This window comes from Pseudomonas sp. SWRI179, from assembly GCF_014268705.1.
Lineage (GTDB): Bacteria > Pseudomonadota > Gammaproteobacteria > Pseudomonadales > Pseudomonadaceae > Aquipseudomonas > Aquipseudomonas zanjanensis.
On record NZ_JABWRA010000001.1, the window covers coordinates 34,071 to 49,314 of the forward strand.

18 protein-coding genes are annotated in these 15,244 nt (G+C 60.9%); 8 read left to right on the forward strand and 10 right to left on the reverse strand.

Annotation, left to right across the window (positions count from 1 at the left end; genetic code table 11):
- Positions 1-45: 45 nt before the first annotated feature.
- The 3 genes from HU767_RS00150 (at position 46) to HU767_RS00160 (ending at position 1,656) form a co-directional block, all read left to right on the forward strand.
- Positions 46-282: a glutaredoxin family protein gene (locus HU767_RS00150; protein ID WP_186705335.1), complete on the forward strand. Its 237-nt coding sequence runs from the start codon at positions 46-48 to the stop codon at positions 280-282.
- Between the two features lie 91 nt (positions 283-373).
- Positions 374-694, forward strand: a complete 321-nt coding sequence (locus tag HU767_RS00155; protein ID WP_186705334.1) for a transcriptional regulator — start codon at positions 374-376, stop codon at positions 692-694.
- 71 nt (positions 695-765) lie between these two features.
- Positions 766-1,656: a pseudouridine synthase gene (locus tag HU767_RS00160; protein ID WP_186728139.1), complete on the forward strand. Its 891-nt coding sequence runs from the start codon at positions 766-768 to the stop codon at positions 1,654-1,656.
- 306 nt (positions 1,657-1,962) lie between these two features.
- Here the strand turns inward: HU767_RS00160 and HU767_RS00165 are convergent, their stop codons facing one another.
- Positions 1,963-2,184, reverse strand: coding sequence for a YgdI/YgdR family lipoprotein (locus HU767_RS00165; protein WP_186705332.1), 222 nt, complete (start codon positions 2,182-2,184; stop codon positions 1,963-1,965).
- Between the two features lie 75 nt (positions 2,185-2,259).
- Positions 2,260-2,862, reverse strand: a complete 603-nt coding sequence (gene mobA / locus HU767_RS00170) for a molybdenum cofactor guanylyltransferase MobA (protein WP_186728140.1) — start codon at positions 2,860-2,862, stop codon at positions 2,260-2,262.
- A gap of 78 nt (positions 2,863-2,940) precedes the next feature.
- Between mobA and moaB the strand changes: the two genes are divergently transcribed.
- Both moaB and glp read left to right on the forward strand, forming a co-directional pair.
- A complete protein-coding gene (gene moaB, locus HU767_RS00175) occupies positions 2,941-3,480 on the forward strand; it encodes a molybdenum cofactor biosynthesis protein B (RefSeq protein ID WP_053120541.1) in 540 nt (179 codons plus the stop codon).
- A 22-nt stretch (positions 3,481-3,502) separates the two neighbouring features.
- A complete protein-coding gene (gene glp / locus HU767_RS00180) occupies positions 3,503-4,690 on the forward strand; it encodes a gephyrin-like molybdotransferase Glp (protein ID WP_186728278.1) in 1,188 nt (395 codons plus the stop codon).
- A 59-nt stretch (positions 4,691-4,749) separates the two neighbouring features.
- Here glp and HU767_RS28705 read toward each other — a convergent pair whose 3' ends face one another.
- Positions 4,750-5,058, reverse strand: coding sequence for a hypothetical protein (locus tag HU767_RS28705; RefSeq protein WP_225917545.1), 309 nt, complete (start codon positions 5,056-5,058; stop codon positions 4,750-4,752).
- Between the two features lie 309 nt (positions 5,059-5,367).
- Here HU767_RS28705 and yegS point away from each other — a divergent pair, with 309 nt between their 5' ends.
- Positions 5,368-6,285 (forward strand): lipid kinase YegS, encoded by a 918-nt coding sequence (yegS, locus tag HU767_RS00190; protein ID WP_186728141.1) that lies wholly within the window; start codon positions 5,368-5,370, stop codon positions 6,283-6,285.
- Here the strand turns inward: yegS and HU767_RS00195 are convergent.
- From HU767_RS00195 to HU767_RS00205, 3 genes are all read right to left on the reverse strand, one after another.
- On the reverse strand, positions 6,269-6,928 hold the full coding sequence (locus tag HU767_RS00195) for a response regulator transcription factor (protein ID WP_186705329.1): 660 nt from the start codon (positions 6,926-6,928) through the stop codon (positions 6,269-6,271). The two genes, yegS and HU767_RS00195, sit on opposite strands and share 17 nt — an antisense overlap.
- Entirely contained in the window at positions 6,925-7,818 is an 894-nt protein-coding gene (locus HU767_RS00200; RefSeq protein WP_186705376.1) for a sensor histidine kinase, read from the reverse strand. The genes HU767_RS00195 and HU767_RS00200 overlap by 4 nt, the downstream gene beginning before the upstream one ends.
- Before the next feature lie 220 nt (positions 7,819-8,038).
- Positions 8,039-8,506 (reverse strand): hypothetical protein, encoded by a 468-nt coding sequence (locus HU767_RS00205; protein WP_186705328.1) that lies wholly within the window; start codon positions 8,504-8,506, stop codon positions 8,039-8,041.
- 479 nt (positions 8,507-8,985) lie between these two features.
- Here HU767_RS00205 and HU767_RS00210 point away from each other — a divergent pair, with 479 nt between their 5' ends.
- Both HU767_RS00210 and HU767_RS00215 read left to right on the forward strand, forming a co-directional pair.
- A complete protein-coding gene (locus tag HU767_RS00210; RefSeq protein WP_053120553.1) occupies positions 8,986-9,909 on the forward strand; it encodes a chemotaxis protein CheV in 924 nt (307 codons plus the stop codon).
- Positions 9,910-9,979: 70 nt separating this feature from the next.
- Positions 9,980-10,789 (forward strand): MOSC domain-containing protein, encoded by an 810-nt coding sequence (locus HU767_RS00215; RefSeq protein ID WP_186705327.1) that lies wholly within the window; start codon positions 9,980-9,982, stop codon positions 10,787-10,789.
- 166 nt (positions 10,790-10,955) lie between these two features.
- Here the strand turns inward: HU767_RS00215 and HU767_RS00220 are convergent, their stop codons facing one another.
- The 4 genes from HU767_RS00220 to atuD form a co-directional block, all read right to left on the reverse strand.
- Positions 10,956-11,240, reverse strand: a complete 285-nt coding sequence (locus tag HU767_RS00220; RefSeq protein WP_014337306.1) for a pyrimidine/purine nucleoside phosphorylase — start codon at positions 11,238-11,240, stop codon at positions 10,956-10,958.
- Positions 11,241-11,333: 93 nt separating this feature from the next.
- Positions 11,334-11,876 (reverse strand): exonuclease domain-containing protein, encoded by a 543-nt coding sequence (locus HU767_RS00225; protein ID WP_186705326.1) that lies wholly within the window; start codon positions 11,874-11,876, stop codon positions 11,334-11,336.
- A 62-nt stretch (positions 11,877-11,938) separates the two neighbouring features.
- Positions 11,939-13,909 (reverse strand): acetyl/propionyl/methylcrotonyl-CoA carboxylase subunit alpha, encoded by a 1,971-nt coding sequence (locus HU767_RS00230; protein ID WP_186728142.1) that lies wholly within the window; start codon positions 13,907-13,909, stop codon positions 11,939-11,941.
- Positions 13,910-14,064: 155 nt separating this feature from the next.
- Positions 14,065-15,222: a citronellyl-CoA dehydrogenase gene (gene atuD, locus HU767_RS00235; protein ID WP_186728143.1), complete on the reverse strand. Its 1,158-nt coding sequence runs from the start codon at positions 15,220-15,222 to the stop codon at positions 14,065-14,067.
- Positions 15,223-15,244: the final 22 nt, after the last annotated feature.

The window sequence follows — 15,244 nt, forward strand, 5'->3', positions numbered from 1 at the left end:
AGGCGAGCCTAGAATGACCGTCTATCTTTTTTGGGTCTACCCGCCATGCCTCCTGAATGCCAATTGTTCGGTACCCTGGGGTGCCATCTTTGCGAAGTCGCCGAAGCTGAACTGATGCCTTTGGTCGAACATGGATTGTTGGTGGAATTAGTGGACATTTCAGAACGTGAAGACTGGGTGGAGGACTATGGGCTGCGGATTCCCGTGCTGCGCAGGCTGGATACCGGTGCCGAGCTGGACTGGCCCTTCGATACCGAACAGATCGTGACATTCCTCCGTTGAACGGCTCGTTCGTCAGTTCCTGACACTGTGGTTGGCGAAAATATCGCGCTTCGGTTACTGTATGCCCATACAGCTATCTGGAGTGCACCCCTTGGTCAATGTCGAACAACTGAAAGCCAGCGTAAACAGGATGTCCGCGGACGTTGTGCATGAGGCGGTCCTGGAGCTTCGCCTGGATGGCTTGGTGACCGAAGGCAAGACACCCTTCAATAAACTGCATTTCAATACCTGCTTCGCCGAAATCGAAGCGTTGTTCCAGCGCGCCGGCTATCACAAGCAGTTGGATGTGGTGGGTTACCAGGGCTTGCTGTACGCGCTCTACGATCCGGGTCGCTGGGAGGCGGTGGACGTACTGCGCTGGTTGAAAGAGTTCACCGAAGCGGCGGCAAAACCGACATCGGCCACGGCGTAAAGCAATCATCGCTGGGCTGGCTGGGGCGACTGTCGGATAATGCCGGCATGCCAAATATCCAAGAGTTTTTAATGTCCGGTTCATTGTTTTCCGCCACTCATCATCAGGCCAGTACGTTGTACCTGCCGCCCGGTTCCTGGCCGACGGTGTTGGAATGCCTGTGCGAGCATTTCAGCGCCATCAGCCGTGAACAGTGGCTGGACCGGATCGCCCGGGGCCGGGTATTGGACGCGGAGGGCAAGGCGATCCCTGTCGGCTTGCCGTACCGCGAAGGTTTGCGCATCCACTACTTCCGGGAAGTACCCGACGAGAAACCGATCCCGGTGGTGGAGTCGATCCTATACGCCGACGAGCACCTGGTGGTGGCAGACAAACCGCATTTTCTGCCCGTCACTCCGGCGGGCGAGTATGTCGAGCAAACCTTGTTGCGACGGTTGATCCGGCGGCTGGACAATCCGCATCTGGTGCCCCTGCACCGCATCGATCGGCATACGGCCGGGCTGGTGTTGTTTTCGGCCAACCCGCAAACCCGTTCGGCGTATCAGTCATTGTTCCCGACACGGCGAATCGAGAAACGCTACCAAGCCATTGCCCGTGCGTTGCCTGGGTTGAATTTTCCCCTGGTGCATAAAAGCCGGATGATTGATGGCGAACCGTTCTTCCGGATGCAGGAAGGGCAGGGCGAGCCCAATACCGAAACGGCCATTGAAGTGTTGGAAAGGAAGGGTGAGTTGTGGCGTTATGGCTTGTATCCGGTTACGGGTAAGAAGCATCAATTGCGGGTTCACATGAATGCCCTTGGGGCGGGGATCTGCAATGATCCGTTTTATCCGGATGTGCTTCGGGATGTTGAGGATGATTATGCCAATCCTTTGAAATTGCTGGCTCAGGGGTTGCGTTTTGTTGATCCGGTGAGTGGTCGGGAGCGGGTGTTCGAGAGTGGTATTTCGTTGCAGTGGTAGTTGGTTTAGAACCCGCTATAACTGCGTGAGGTTTTGATTTTTTCGTTGGATCTTCAGCAGGCCCAAGGCCCATGTGCACCGCACAACCTGTGGGAGCGAGCCTGCTCGCGAAGAGGCCGGCCCATCCAACGCCACCGCAAACTGACACACCGCTTTCGCGAGCAAGCCCGCTCCCGCAGGGGTAACACGGTCTCACCAATAACCAGGTCGGCTAGCCTAAAACCAAAACCAAGCCCCAAAAAAAACCGGCGCTTCCCTCTTCAGGAAGCGCCGGTTTTTAACAACATCGGGCAGCAGCGTTACAGATTACAAATCCTTAACGGTACGAACCTGATCCTTGTTCACGCGAGTCTGCTTGCCATCCAGTTGTTCGAATTCGTAGAAGCCGCTTTCTTCATCGAAATGTGGGGTATCGACGGCCTGGATTTCGCGACCGTCATTCAAGGTGATCACCGTTGGCGAAGCGCACCCGGCAAGGGTGGCGAGGCCCAGAGCGAGCATGAACGTGGCGAGGGTCCGTTGTGTCATGGTGTTTCTCCGAAATGGATTCTTCAAGTTACTGACCTTCAGACGTATACATTGCGCGCAAGTTCCTGGCTAGTGTCAATCTGACACGCCTTTATGTCGGGCCAATAGTTCCGGGGTGTTCAGATTGGCCAGTCGCGGATCATCGGCAGGGCATTGCAAGGCAACGGCGTGCAGCGCGCGCATGATGCGGCCGGGGCTTCGTTCGCCTTCGCTCCAGGCCTGTTCGAAGCGTGCTGCCAGGGTCAACGGGATGACGCACAGCAGCGGTTCCCAATGCTCGCCGTGGCGCACCATCAACGGTTGGTCGGGGTGCTGGCTGGCCGTCCTGCGCATATTGTCGAGCAGGCTTGCGTCGATTTGCGGCACGTCGCATGGCAGCACCAATAGATAGGGGTATCTCGCGGCCTTCAGACCTGCGCGGATGCCCGCCAATGGCCCGGGAAAATCACCTTCCTCATCGTGCACCAACTGATCGGCATACGGCGCATAACGTTGCGCATTGCGGTTGCAGGAAATGATCAGGTCATCGCTCATGGCGCGGGTCTGGCGATGGAGATGGGCAATCAGCGGTTCGCCTTGCCATTGCACCAGCCCTTTGTCCTGGCCGCCCATGCGTTGTCCGCGCCCACCGGCCAGGAGCAGAATGGAGCAGGATGGCAGTGGCGTTTCCGAGGTCATGGCGTGTCTCCGCACGGGCGAAAAAATGAAGCGCTGTGATATAACACCGGGCTGTTTCCTTCACAACTGGACGAGCCTATGAAAGCCAAGGCTGATGTACCTTTCGTGCCGCTCAATATCGCGGTGCTGACTGTCAGCGACACCCGTACCCTGGAAACCGATACGTCCGGGCAGGTCTTCGTCGATCGGCTCACGGCGGCGGGTCACAACCTGGCGGCACGGGTCCTGCTCAAAGATGATTTGTACAAGATCCGGGCACAAGTCGCGACCTGGATTGCCGAGGACGTGGTGCAAGTCGTGCTGATCACCGGCGGCACCGGTTTCACGGGGCGTGACAGTACGCCGGAAGCCGTCACGTGCCTGCTGGACAAGCAGGTCGATGGCTTTGGCGAGTTGTTCCGGCAGATATCCGTGGCCGACATCGGCACTTCCACTGTGCAGTCCCGTGCGCTGGCCGGCCTGGCCAATGGCACGCTGGTATGTTGCCTGCCAGGGTCGACCAACGCGGTGCGTACCGGATGGGATGGGATCCTGGCCGAACAATTGGATGTGCGGCATCGGCCATGTAACTTTGTGGCTCATTTGAAACAGGCAGCCCCTTGTGAATCCCGTGGGTAAACCGGGTAAGGCCGGCGCCTTGATGGCCGTTGAGGTGGCGCTGGAACGGCTGCTCGAGATGGCGGCGAGCACACCGATTGTCCAACGCGAGCGTTTGCCGTTGGCCGAGGCATCAGGGCGAGTGCTGGCCGAGGATCTGGTATCGACCCTTGACTTGCCGCCATGGCCCAACAGCGCCATGGACGGCTATGCCTTGCGGCTGGCGGACTGGAGCGGCGAGCCGTTGGTGGTCAGCCAGCGGATTTTTGCCGGGCAGGCGCCGGAGCCGCTGGCCGCTGGCACGTGCGCGCGGATCTTCACGGGGGCGCCAGTCCCTGCTGGCGCTGATTGCGTCGAGATGCAGGAAAATGCCGTGGTTGAAAGCGACCAGCGGGTGCGGTTTACCGAGCCCATGGTCAGTGGACAGAACATTCGTCCTCAAGGACAGGAGACCACCGTTGGCGAGCAGGTCCTCTCTGCCGGCACTCGCCTGGGGCCGATCGAGCTGGGCTTGGCGGCATCCTTGGGCTGCGCATCGCTGGACGTGGTGCGCAAGGTCCGCGTCGCCGTTCTGTCCACGGGTGATGAGCTGGTCGAGCCCGGCCAGCCACTGGGGCCTGGTCAGATCTATAACAGTAACCGCGTGCTGCTGTGTGGTTGGCTACAACGCCTGGATTGTGAGGTGGTTGATGCCGGTATCCTGCCCGACGATTTGCCGGCCACCCGCGAGCGCCTGGCGCAGTTGTCGGATGTCGATCTGATCCTGTCCACCGGTGGTGTCTCGGTGGGGGAGGCGGACTTCCTCGGCATCGCCTTGCGTGAGGACGGTGAGCTGGCATTGTGGAAGCTCGCCATCAAGCCAGGTAAGCCGCTGACGTTCGGGCATTACCGTGGCGTGCCGGTCATAGGCCTGCCTGGAAATCCCGCGTCGACCCTCGTGACGTTCGCACTGCTGGCAAGGCCTTACCTGTTGAGACGCCAAGGCGTTCAGTCGGTGACGCCGCTCAAGTTCAAGGTGCCGGCCGGTTTCGCCTGGCCGAAGGCGGGCAGTCGCCGAGAATACCTGCGAGGCCGCATGGAGAATGGTCGAGCGGTCATCTACCGGAATCAGAGCTCGGGGGTCCTGCGCAGCGCGGCCTGGGCCGAAGGATTGGTCGAAGTGCTCGAAGGACAGACGCTGGTGGAGGGTGACGAAGTGGGCTTCATCCCCTTGAGCGAAGTCCTGGGCTAGCATGCCTACCAGGTGTTCTCCGGCCCGAGTGGGACGCTCGGGCCGTTGCGCGCCTCACCTTATCGCGTGAGCAGCATCACCAACTGATCGAATCGGTTGTTGGCGACCCAGCCCAGCAGGCCGAGCACCACCGCCGCGGCGCCAGCCGAATAGGCCAGCCTGTGGCGGATCACCTTGACGTCGGTACGAATTTCATCCATGTCTTTGCGGATGTATTTGAGGTGGGTTTCCAGTTCAACGACGCGCGGTTCCAAATCAATTCCTCCAGCGGGATTACTGCAACTTTTGCATTCGTTTCGAGTATCGGCCTGCCCGCTTCCAAAGGACGCGAGCTGCCGGGGAGACAGCTTGTATTCACGGTTATGCATGGGACGGTCCATCCCCATAACTGTTCGAGCGAGTGATCCGGCCCCTGCGGGCCGTAACGTATCCATCCATGGGAGCATGCTTCCTTGTGTGATGAGGTTTAAGCGATCCAGCAAAACATGAACCCAAGGTGTCTCAATACCACTGGAGGGTCAATTGAGCTGATTCGCCAGATCCTGTAAGAAAACTCTTCGAATCAGGGCGCGTTGATCGGACGAGCCGTCCTGGGCTTCTAAAATAATGAGGTGTACTGGGCTTTTTCGCTCGAATGAGCGGTCCCATGCCTGAACCTTCCAATGACGGAGACCACGATGAGCAAAGGCAAGGCGCTGTTGATTTTGCATGGCAAGCAAGCGCTCAACGAAGAGGTTCGCTCGGCCGTGATGCTCAAGCGCAAGCAGGGCTGGGACTTGGCGGTACGGTTGACCTGGGAAGCCGGTGATGCCCAGCGCTGGGTCGATGAAGCGTTGGCTGCCGGATATACGCGACTGATCGCTGGCGGCGGTGATGGGACCTTGCGTGATATCGCCGAAGCGATCGCCCGCAAGTCCAGCGATGCCAGCCTGGTCCTGTTGCCGCTGGGCACGGCCAACGATTTCGCCCGGGCGGCCGGTGTGCCGCTGGAACCTGCGCAAGCCATGGATTTATTGGACGTTGCGCCGCGGGCCGTTGACGTGGGCGAAGTCGGCGGGCGGATTTTCCTGAACATGGCCACCGGTGGTTTCGGCAGCCAGGTGACGGCGAACACCTCCGAGGACCTCAAGAAGGTCCTGGGCGGCGCTGCCTATCTGTTCACGGGCCTGTCGCGATTCAGTGAGCTCAGTGCCGCCTATGGTGAGTTGCAGGGGCCCGAGTTCCACTGGCAGGGCGATTTGCTCGCGCTGGGCATCGGTAATGGCCGGCAGGCGGGGGGAGGCCATGTGCTGTGCCCGGAGGCGTTGGCGGATGATGGATTGCTGGACATCAGCATCCTGCCGGCACCCCAGGAAGTGGTCAGCACCTTGAAGGACTTGCTCGCGGGCGGCCTGGGCATCGACAACATGTTTGTCCGCGCGCGCTTGCCCTGGGTGGAGATCAAGGTCGCGCAAGGCCTGGACATCAATCTCGATGGCGAGCCGTTGCAGGTCGATACCCTGCGCTTCACTGTCCGCCCAAAAGCGTTGCGGCTGCACCTGCCGTCCGATTCGCCGCTGTTGGGCGGCGCGACGGCGCTCAATCGTCCAGGCTGATGATTTGCTCGCGCACCGCGAACAGCACAAGGCCGGCCACGTCATGGATCTGTAGGCGCTTCATGATTTGCGCCCGGTGGGTTTCCACGGTCTTGATGCTCAGGTTCAGGCCGTTGGCGATTTCCCGGGTGGACTTGCCGCGCACGATCAGCCGCAGGATCTCCAACTGGCGTGCGGTCAGGTTATGGGTCTGGGCTGGGTCCGGCTGATGTTTCTGGACACGGGTCAGCGCCTGGTTGATCACGGTATGGGCGATGGCCGGGCTCAGGTAGCGTTCGTTGTTGCGCAGCGCCTCCAGGGCGTGTTTCAGCTCAGTGGCGGTGGTGTCCTTGAGCAGATAGCCATGGGCTCCGTATTCCAGCGCCTGCATGATCAGCGCCGGATCCGTATGCATCGACAGGATGAGCACCTTGCTGTGGGGGCGCACCCGCTTGAGCTGCTGCAAGGCGTCCAGGCCACTGGTGTCCTTCATGGAGATGTCCAGCAGCACGATGTCGGGGTTCAGTCGCTCCACCAACTCCACCAAATGCGTGCCGTCATTGGCTTCGCCGATCACGGCATAACCTGGGATATCCATGACCAGGGCTCGTACGCCGGCCCTGATCAGGGAGTGGTCATCTACCAGAAGCAAATTACAAATCAAAGGAGAACCTTATTCTTACTGGCTCGTTCCAGGGCACGCGGCGCCCAGGGAAAGCGTGCTTCGATGTGCGTGCCTTTGCCGGCCTCGCTAATGACCTTGAGGGTGCCGCCTAATTGTTCGACCCGCTCCGACATGCCTGCCATGCCCCGTTGACCTTCACGAGCGGGGTGGCTGGCGGGCGCAAAACCCAGGCCATCGTCGCTGATCAGCAGGGTCAGGCCGTCGGGCAAGCGTTGCAGGCGTACCAGCAGATTTGTCGCCCGGGCATGGCGCAAGATATTGGTGACCGCTTCCTGGGTGATCCGGAACACCGCCACCGACATCTCCTCCGGGATGCCCGTCATGCGCTGCTGGCAATCGAGGCTCCACTTCACCGGGACGTTGGCCAGGGTCTTGAGCAGATGTGCCCGCAGACTGGCTTCAAGCCCGAGACTGGTCAGTTCCCGCGGATTGAGGATCGCCGATACATCACGGACCTTGTTGAGGGTTTCGTCCAGGGTCTCGCACAGGAGTGCGCACTGGTCTTGCAATTCTTCCGGCATCCGCCGCTTGAGCCATTCGCCTTGCAGTTTCGCCGCGGTCAGCAACTGGCCAATGTCGTCGTGCAATTCACGGCTGAGCCGATGGCGCTCATTCTCCTGGACCTCCAGCAGCCGGTCGGCCAGCTCCTGGGGCTGGAATTTGATGGATTTGCGCGACAATCGATGGTGGATCCAGACACAGCTCAAGGCCGCGACGTTCAGGGCCAGCAGGCCCAGCGGCACCGTGTGGGCGTACAGGTAGGCCAGCAGGCAGCCGAGGGTCGAGCAGATGCACAGTAGTAATGTGAAGCGACGGGCGTTATCTCGGGAAGGAGGCCAGGTGATAAATGACTTGAGGCTGGCGTGCATAGCGGATGGAGCCAATGAATGTTCGCTGCGGGCAGGCCGGTCAGCGCATCTGACAGGCCAGGTCGGGTAAACGTATCAGGTCGAAGACGGCTTCGGTCGGCGGCTTTTACGGCGCTGTCTTGAAGTGGCTGACGCAGGAGATAGTACCACTTCGCCTATCGCGGGTCGCGCTCGGCATGGTGCCCTGAACACGCTAAAGCGCAGGCTAATTGCCATCAGATCAGGCTTGTTTCTGGGGGTAGGACACCAACGCCAACGGACGTGACGCGGCCAATGCCTCGCCGGGACTTTGGCCTACCTGGAAAGCGAATGCCTCGATCAAGGAGGTCTGCTCGCTGCTGTCCAGGCCCAACTGGCCGGTGGTGTGATCGACCAGCTCCAATTGCCAGGCCATCAGGGTGAAGCAATCCTTCAAGGCTTCCAGGGCCTGATCATGTAATTCCATGTTTTGCGCGTGGCTGAGCAAACCATGGATATGCATGGAAAACTCCGAAACGGCTTCCAGCGCCAGGGCATTGGCTTTGTTCGACAGCTTCAGCAAGGTGCTGAGCATGCAATCGATGGCGTCCTTGTCGTTGTTGATCAATTGCAGATGGCTCAGGCATTCCTCCGACTTGGCCAGCAGCGTCTCGGCCTCGATCAGAAATTCGGGAAGACGTTGATTCCAGTTTCTACGATCGTTCGGCATGCTTATCTCCACAACATCATGTCAGGCGAAAGGAAACCGCGTATGGCGAACGGCTGGATCTCAAGGACGACCGCGGACGGACGCGCGACGACACGCCCGAGCCGTTGCGCGAAGGCGAGTTCGCAAACGATTGCACGGATGGGATCGGCCGAAAGGCAGCAGGTCCGATGTCCTGTGGTCGCGCACAAAAGCCTGACTCCGTTCAGCAATGAGAATGGCGTCACATTAATGGCTATTGGAAAGCGGGAATATCAGGTTGGACCTGATTGTACCTAGGGGAATCCCTTAGGCAGCGGAACTTAGTGCGCAAACCGGAGTCGCGCAGCGGGAAAAACGGGGAATGAAATCGTGAAGCCAGTAAAACATGATGTTAATGTGATATCAATTCCCCGCGCTGTATTTTATCTGGGGTCAAGATTCGGCTCGTGCCGCCGATAGCTGTTTTATTGGATTCATCCGAACAAGCCCAGGAGTCATCGATGGCCGGCATTCTCGACACAGTAGATCAACGAACCCAACTGGTGGGTGAGAATCGCCTGGAAATTCTCATGTTTCGCCTGGCGGGTCGACAGCTGTTCGCCATTAACGTGTTCAAGGTCCAGGAAGTCCTGCAACTGCCGAAGCTGACGTTGATGCCGCAACGTCACCCGTTCGTGTGCGGTGTGGTCAATCTGCGTGGCCAGACGCTGCCGGTGATCGACTTGTCCCAGGCCATTGGCATGCGCCCGTTGGTGCCGGGCGCCAACAGCACCATTATCGTGACCGAATACAACCGTTCGGTGCAGGCATTCCTGGTGGGCGGCGTCGACCGCATCGTCAACATGAACTGGGAAGCCATCCTGCCGCCGCCGACCAGTGCTGGCCGCGAGCACTACCTGACGGCCATCAGCAAGGTGGACGATCAGTTGGTGGAAATCATCGACGTGGAGAAAGTCCTGGCCGAAATCGTGCCGTACAACGCCAAGGTCTCCCGGGACAAACTCGAAGATCCGGTGCTGGAACGTGCCCGCGGCCGCGAAGTGTTGCTGGTGGACGACTCCAATGTGGCGCTCTCGCAACTGCGCGACACCTTGGGTCAACTGGGCGTGAAAATGCACATTGCCAGCGACGGCCTGAAGGCGCTGAACATGCTCAAGGCCTGGGCCGATACCGGCGAGGTCATGACCGATAAATTGCTGATGATCTTCACCGACGCGGAAATGCCGGAAATGGACGGCTACCGCCTGACCACCGAAATCCGTAACGACCCGCGTTTGCGCGGGCTCTATGTCGTACTGCACACCTCGCTGTCGGGCAGCTTCAACGACTCGATGGTCAAGAAGGTTGGCTGCGACAATTTCCTCTCCAAATTCCAGCCGGACAAGCTGGTCGACGTCGTGCGCCAGCGGTTGATGCTCGACTGAAACCGATGGTGGTTTGCTTCAATGGCCGGCTCGTATAAGGTGGCTTTTTTTGCCCCCGGGGAAGTTGAGCATGTTGCGGCTGAGCGCGCTGTATCGGTATCCGTTGAAGTCCGGCAAGGGCCAGCCCTTGTCGGAAATCGGCCTGGACAAGCTCGGGCTGGACGGCGATCGGCGCTGGATGCTGGTGGACGAGGGCACGGGGCGATTCCTGACCCAGCGCGCCGTGGCGAAGATGAGCCAGCTTTCGGCCTTGTGGAACGAGGCGGGGGGCCTGACGCTCAGTGCGCCCGGCCATGGCGCCATCGACGTGTCGTTGCCATCTACCCAGGAAGAGCAGCGGCGCGGTGTGATCATCTGGCGTGACACCTTGCGTGTGCCGGATGCCGGTGACGAGGCCGCGGCCTGGGTCAGTGAATTCATCGGCAACCCTACGCGGCTGGTGCATGTGCCGGTGGAGCTGGCGCGCACCACCGCAGCCGGTTATGGCAAGGACGACGACAAGGTCGCCTTTGCCGATGGTTTCCCCTTGTTGCTGATTGGCCAGGCCTCGTTGCAGGACCTGTCGAGTCGGGTCGGTCGTTCGCTGGAAATGTTGCGCTTTCGTCCCAACCTGGTGGTCGAGGGCAGCGAAGCGTTTGCCGAGGACGGGTGGAAGCGTATTCGTATCGGCGAGGTGGAGTTCCGGCTGGTCAAGCCCTGCTCGCGGTGCATCATGACCACGGTCGATCCGCAAACCGGCGAGCGCGATCCGAATCGCGAACCCTTTGCCACGCTGCAGCAATACCGTTCGACACCGGACGGCGCGATGTTCGGCCAGAACCTGGTCAACGACAGCAACGGTCGGCTTGAAGTCGGCATGCCGGTTGAGGTGCTTGAGTAAAAAGCGCCGTGAATAAAAATGTGTGGCGAGGGAGCTTGCTCCCGCTGGGCTGCGAAGCAGCCCCTAGAACTGCCACCTCGGCGTGTCAGGCCGATTGTGCTAAGCCTTTTGGGACTGCTGCGCAGTCCAGCGGGAGCAAGCTCCCTCGCCACAGGTTGTGGTCGAATCAGCCGCGGTACTCACACAGGTACGCAGTGTCGACAGCCACTTTGAGCTGGAACTTGCTGTTGGCCGGTACATTGAACTGGCTGCCGGCCTCGAAGGTTTCCCAGTCGGTGCTGTCGGGCAGCTTCACGGTCAGGGCACCGGAGACGACGTGCATGATTTCCCGTTGGGCCGTGCCGAACTCATATTCGCCCGGAGCCATGACGCCGATGGTCGCTGGGCCTTCGGCAGTGCCAAAAGCGATCGACTTGACGGTGCCGTCGAAGTACTCGTTGACTTTGAACATGGGCGATTCCTCGAAAAAGGGGCTGAAAAAGGCCGGCCAGTATGCACAAGGCTGCAACATTCGTCATCTGCCGCGCCGGGTGGCGGGCACCGCTCAACCCGGCAGCACCAAGGGCAACAACCGCGCGGTATTGCGGGCATCTTCCAGGGCTCGGTGCTGTTGACCGCAGAATTGCAGGCCAGCCAGTTGCAGTGCGCCATTGAGCCCCAGCGGTCGTTCCAGCCGACGGGCCTTGGCGAAGCGTTGCTTGAGGTTCATGTGCGGCACTTGGCCGAGGACACTGTGTAACCGCTGTTGCTGCCATTCCTGCAGCAGTTGCTTGCGGTCGTAGTCGCCCCAACTGACCCAGCTTTCCAGCTTCGGATGATACGGCGCCAGCCAGCGCTCGAACGCCGGCCAGACTTCGGTCAAGGGCTCGGCGCTGTCGATATTGGCCTGGGTAATATGGGTCAGTTCACGACAGAAAGGCGTGAGCAGCGGGCGTCTCAGGGGCCGCACGAAGCGCTGGAAATGATCCACTTCGCGGCCGTCACGATTCACCAGCGTGGCGCCGATTTCGATAATTTCCATTTCGGTTACCGGCCAGCCACCCTCATCGGTGGTGGCCTCCAGATCAATCACCAGCCAGTGAGGCATCGCAGGGTTCCCGGTATCGGCGTGCTGATGGGTTTGAGCGTAGTCAAACCCCGGGCATCCGACTAGTGGGCTGTTTCGACACGCAACAAAACCTGACGGTTTTTCACTTGGTCACCCCGCTTGACCTGCAATTGCCTGACCACGCCGTCGACGCCGGCCATGAGTGGATGCTCCATTTTCATCGCTTCGAGCACCATCAGCAGTTGGCCCTGGCGCACCGGGCTGCCTTCGCTGACCAGCAACTCGACAATGGCGCCGTCCATGGGCGCCTTGAGCGTTCCGTCGCTGGCGGTGGCCTTGGCGGTGACCGGAGCCAGGGTCCGGTCTTGCAGGTGCAGGCTGCCGGGGCGGGTGGACAGCCAGAGGTCGTGGCCATCGAGGCGCCAGGCATGGCGCTGGCGAATCCCATCGATCATCAGCGACGCGCCATTGGCGTCAACGTCGAGCAGCCTCAGTTCGACCAGGCGTTCGGCACTGCGGATGTTCAAGGTCCCGTCGATTTTGGCCTCAAGGGCCAGCGTCCAGTCGTGTTCACCGAAGCCAATCCTATAATGCCGCGCCGTGCCGACGCTGTTGCGCCACCCGCCCAGGCCGGGGGCATGCCGTGCCTGCGAGGCCTGATAAAACGCTGCCGTGGCGATGGCCAGTTGCTCGGTCGAGGGCTCAATGGGCAGTAGTGCGGGATGATTGGCAAAGTGCTGACCGATGAAACCGGTACCGAAGTCGCCGTCGATGAAGCGCGGATGTGCCAGCAACCCGGCGAGCAAGCGCTGGTTGCTCTGGACGCCCAGCAGCACGCAATCTTCCACCGCCCGGAGCAATTTGCGCCGGGCGTCTTCGCGGGTGGCGCCATGGGCGATGAGTTTGCCCAACATCGAATCGTAGAACGGTGTGATGGCCTGGCCTGGCAGCAGGCCATGGTCGATTCGCACGCCGTCCTGTATCGGCGGCGCCCAGCCGATCAACCGCCCGGTCTGGGGCAGGAAATCCGCCGCCGGGTCCTCGGCGTACAAGCGCACCTGCAGGGCATGGCCGCTGAGCGTCACCTGGTCCTGGCGCAGGGGCAGCGGCCTGCCGGCGGCGACGTCCAATTGCCAGGCGACCAGATCCAGGCCGGTGATCGACTCGGTGACCGGGTGTTCGACTTGCAGGCGCGTATTCATCTCCAGGAAGTAAAACCGACCGTCCGCCGCGAGCAGGAATTCAACGGTCCCGGCTCCGACGTAGTTCACTGCACGCCCCGCTTCAAGCGCCGCCTCGCCCATGGCCCGGCGCAGGTCGGCGGTCATGACCGGGCAGGGCGCCTCTTCGATGATTTTCTGGTGGCGCCGCTGAATCGAGCAGTCCCGTTCCCCCAGGTGGATCAGTTGACCGTGATGGTCGCCGAAGATCTGCACTTCCACATGCCGTGGATCGATCAACGCCTGTTCGAGGATCAACTCATCGCTGCCAAAACCGTGCAAGGCTTCCGAGCGTGCGCTGCGCAATTGCTCCAGCATGTCTTCGGCGCGCTGGACCAGGCGCATGCCACGACCGCCGCCACCGGCGCTGGCCTTGATCATCAGCGGGTAGCCGATACGCTCGGCTTCGCGTTGCAGTGTGTCGTCGTCCTGGGCCGCGCCCTGGTAACCGGCGATGCAGGGAACACCGGCTGCGAGCATGGCGATTTTCGCGCGGCGCTTGCTGCCCATCAGGTCGATGGCTTGGGGGCTGGGGCCGATGAAAACCATGCCGGCTTCTTCGCAGGCTTGAGCGAACCCGGCATTTTCCGAAAGAAAGCCGTAGCCGGGGTGGATCGCGTCGGCGCCGCTGCGCCGGGCTGCGTCGAGCATGGCCAAGGGATTGAGGTAGGACTGTTGCACCGGGGCCGGGCCGATCAGCTCGGCTTCATCGGCCATGCGCACGTGCAGCGCATCGGCGTCGGCCTCGCTGAACACCGCTACCGTGCGGTAGCCCAGGGCCTGGGCGGTGCGCTGGATGCGACAGGCGATTTCGCCGCGGTTGGCGATGAGGAGTTTGCTGAAGGTGGGCATGGGTCATTCCTGGGTTTTTGCGCTGTCTGTTCGGGCCCTTTCGCGAGCAAGCCCGCTCCCACAGTTGACCGAGATCATCAGGTAGTCCCAGTTCAATGTGGGAGCGGGCTTGCTCGCGAAGCTTTTCAAACTCCACAACCGAGCGGACAGGGCACTCACTTGTTCTTCCCCGGCAAAATCCCCATGAGCTTGCAGATGATGCCCAGCATGATCTCGTCCGCACCGGCGCCGATGGACACCAGCCGTACGTCGCGATAGGCCCGGGCGACCGGGTTGTCCCACATGAAACCCATGCCGCCCCAATATTGCAGGCAACTGTCGGTGGTTTCCCGGGCCAGGCGCCCGGCCTTGAGCTTGGCCATGGACGCCAGCCGCGTGACGTCCTGGCCGTTGATGTACTGCTCGGTGGCCTGGTAGACCAGCGCCCGCAGGCATTCGATCTCGCTGGCCAGTTCCGCCAGGCGAAAGTGGATCACCTGGTTGTCGATCAGGGCCGTGCCGAAGGTCTTGCGTTCCTTGCAGTACGCGATGGTGCTGTCGACGCACTGTTCCAGGCCCTTGAGCATGTTGGCCGCGCCGAACAGGCGTTCTTCCTGGAATTGCAGCATCTGCATCATGAAGCCGGCGCCTTCCTGGCCAATGCGGTTGCGTTGTGGCACGCGCACGTCGTCGAAAAACACCTGGGCGGTTTCGGAGCTGCGCATGCCGAGTTTGTCCAGGTGCTGGCCGAGGCTGATGCCGGGGCTGTCCATCGGCACCATGATCAGCGATTTGTTGACGTGGGGCTTGTCGTCTGAAGTGTTGGCCAGCAGGCAAATGAAATCGGCGCTCGGCGCATTGGTGATCCACATCTTGCTGCCGTTGATGACGTAGTCGTCGCCATCCTTGCGCGCGGTGGTCTTGAGCCCGGCGACGTCGGAACCGGCGCCGACTTCCGAGACGCCGATGCAGCCCACCTGTTCACCGCGAATGGCCGGGCGCAGGAATGCGTCACGCAACTCATCGGAGCCGAACCGGGCCAGGGCCGGGGTGCACATGTCGGTCTGCACGCCAATGGACATCGGCACACCGCCGCAATGAATGGTGCCGAATTCCTCGGCCGCGACGATCGAATAGCTGTAGTCCAGGCCCATGCCGCCGAATGCCGTCGGCTTGGAAATGCCCAGCAGGCCCAGCTCGCCAGCCTTGCGGAAAATCGCGTGGATGGGGAAACGTCCAGCGCGCTCCCATTCGTCGACGTAGGGGTTGATGTCGCGGTCGACAAATTGGCGAACGGTGCGCCGCAGTGCTTCATGTTCTTGGGTGAAGATCATTCTTATTGTTCTCCTGGAGTCA

Excerpts from the sequence above, each read along its gene's own strand:
- HU767_RS00150 (WP_186705335.1), top strand. The coding sequence starts at position 46 with ATGCCTCCTGAATGCCAATTGTTCGGTACCCTGGGGTGCCATCTTTGC.
- HU767_RS00160 (WP_186728139.1), top strand. The coding sequence starts at position 766 with ATGTCCGGTTCATTGTTTTCCGCCACTCATCATCAGGCCAGTACGTTG.
- HU767_RS00165 (WP_186705332.1), bottom strand. The coding sequence starts at position 2,184 with ATGACACAACGGACCCTCGCCACGTTCATGCTCGCTCTGGGCCTCGCC.
- mobA (WP_186728140.1), bottom strand. The coding sequence starts at position 2,862 with ATGACCTCGGAAACGCCACTGCCATCCTGCTCCATTCTGCTCCTGGCC.
- moaB (WP_053120541.1), top strand. The coding sequence starts at position 2,941 with ATGAAAGCCAAGGCTGATGTACCTTTCGTGCCGCTCAATATCGCGGTG.
- glp (WP_186728278.1), top strand. The coding sequence starts at position 3,503 with ATGGCCGTTGAGGTGGCGCTGGAACGGCTGCTCGAGATGGCGGCGAGC.
- HU767_RS28705 (WP_225917545.1), bottom strand. The coding sequence starts at position 5,058 with ATGCATAACCGTGAATACAAGCTGTCTCCCCGGCAGCTCGCGTCCTTT.
- yegS (WP_186728141.1), top strand. The coding sequence starts at position 5,368 with ATGAGCAAAGGCAAGGCGCTGTTGATTTTGCATGGCAAGCAAGCGCTC.
- HU767_RS00200 (WP_186705376.1), bottom strand. The coding sequence starts at position 7,818 with ATGCACGCCAGCCTCAAGTCATTTATCACCTGGCCTCCTTCCCGAGAT.
- HU767_RS00205 (WP_186705328.1), bottom strand. The coding sequence starts at position 8,506 with ATGCCGAACGATCGTAGAAACTGGAATCAACGTCTTCCCGAATTTCTG.
- HU767_RS00210 (WP_053120553.1), top strand. The coding sequence starts at position 8,986 with ATGGCCGGCATTCTCGACACAGTAGATCAACGAACCCAACTGGTGGGT.
- HU767_RS00215 (WP_186705327.1), top strand. The coding sequence starts at position 9,980 with ATGTTGCGGCTGAGCGCGCTGTATCGGTATCCGTTGAAGTCCGGCAAG.
- HU767_RS00220 (WP_014337306.1), bottom strand. The coding sequence starts at position 11,240 with ATGTTCAAAGTCAACGAGTACTTCGACGGCACCGTCAAGTCGATCGCT.
- HU767_RS00225 (WP_186705326.1), bottom strand. The coding sequence starts at position 11,876 with ATGCCTCACTGGCTGGTGATTGATCTGGAGGCCACCACCGATGAGGGT.
- HU767_RS00230 (WP_186728142.1), bottom strand. The coding sequence starts at position 13,909 with ATGCCCACCTTCAGCAAACTCCTCATCGCCAACCGCGGCGAAATCGCC.
- atuD (WP_186728143.1), bottom strand. The coding sequence starts at position 15,222 with ATGATCTTCACCCAAGAACATGAAGCACTGCGGCGCACCGTTCGCCAA.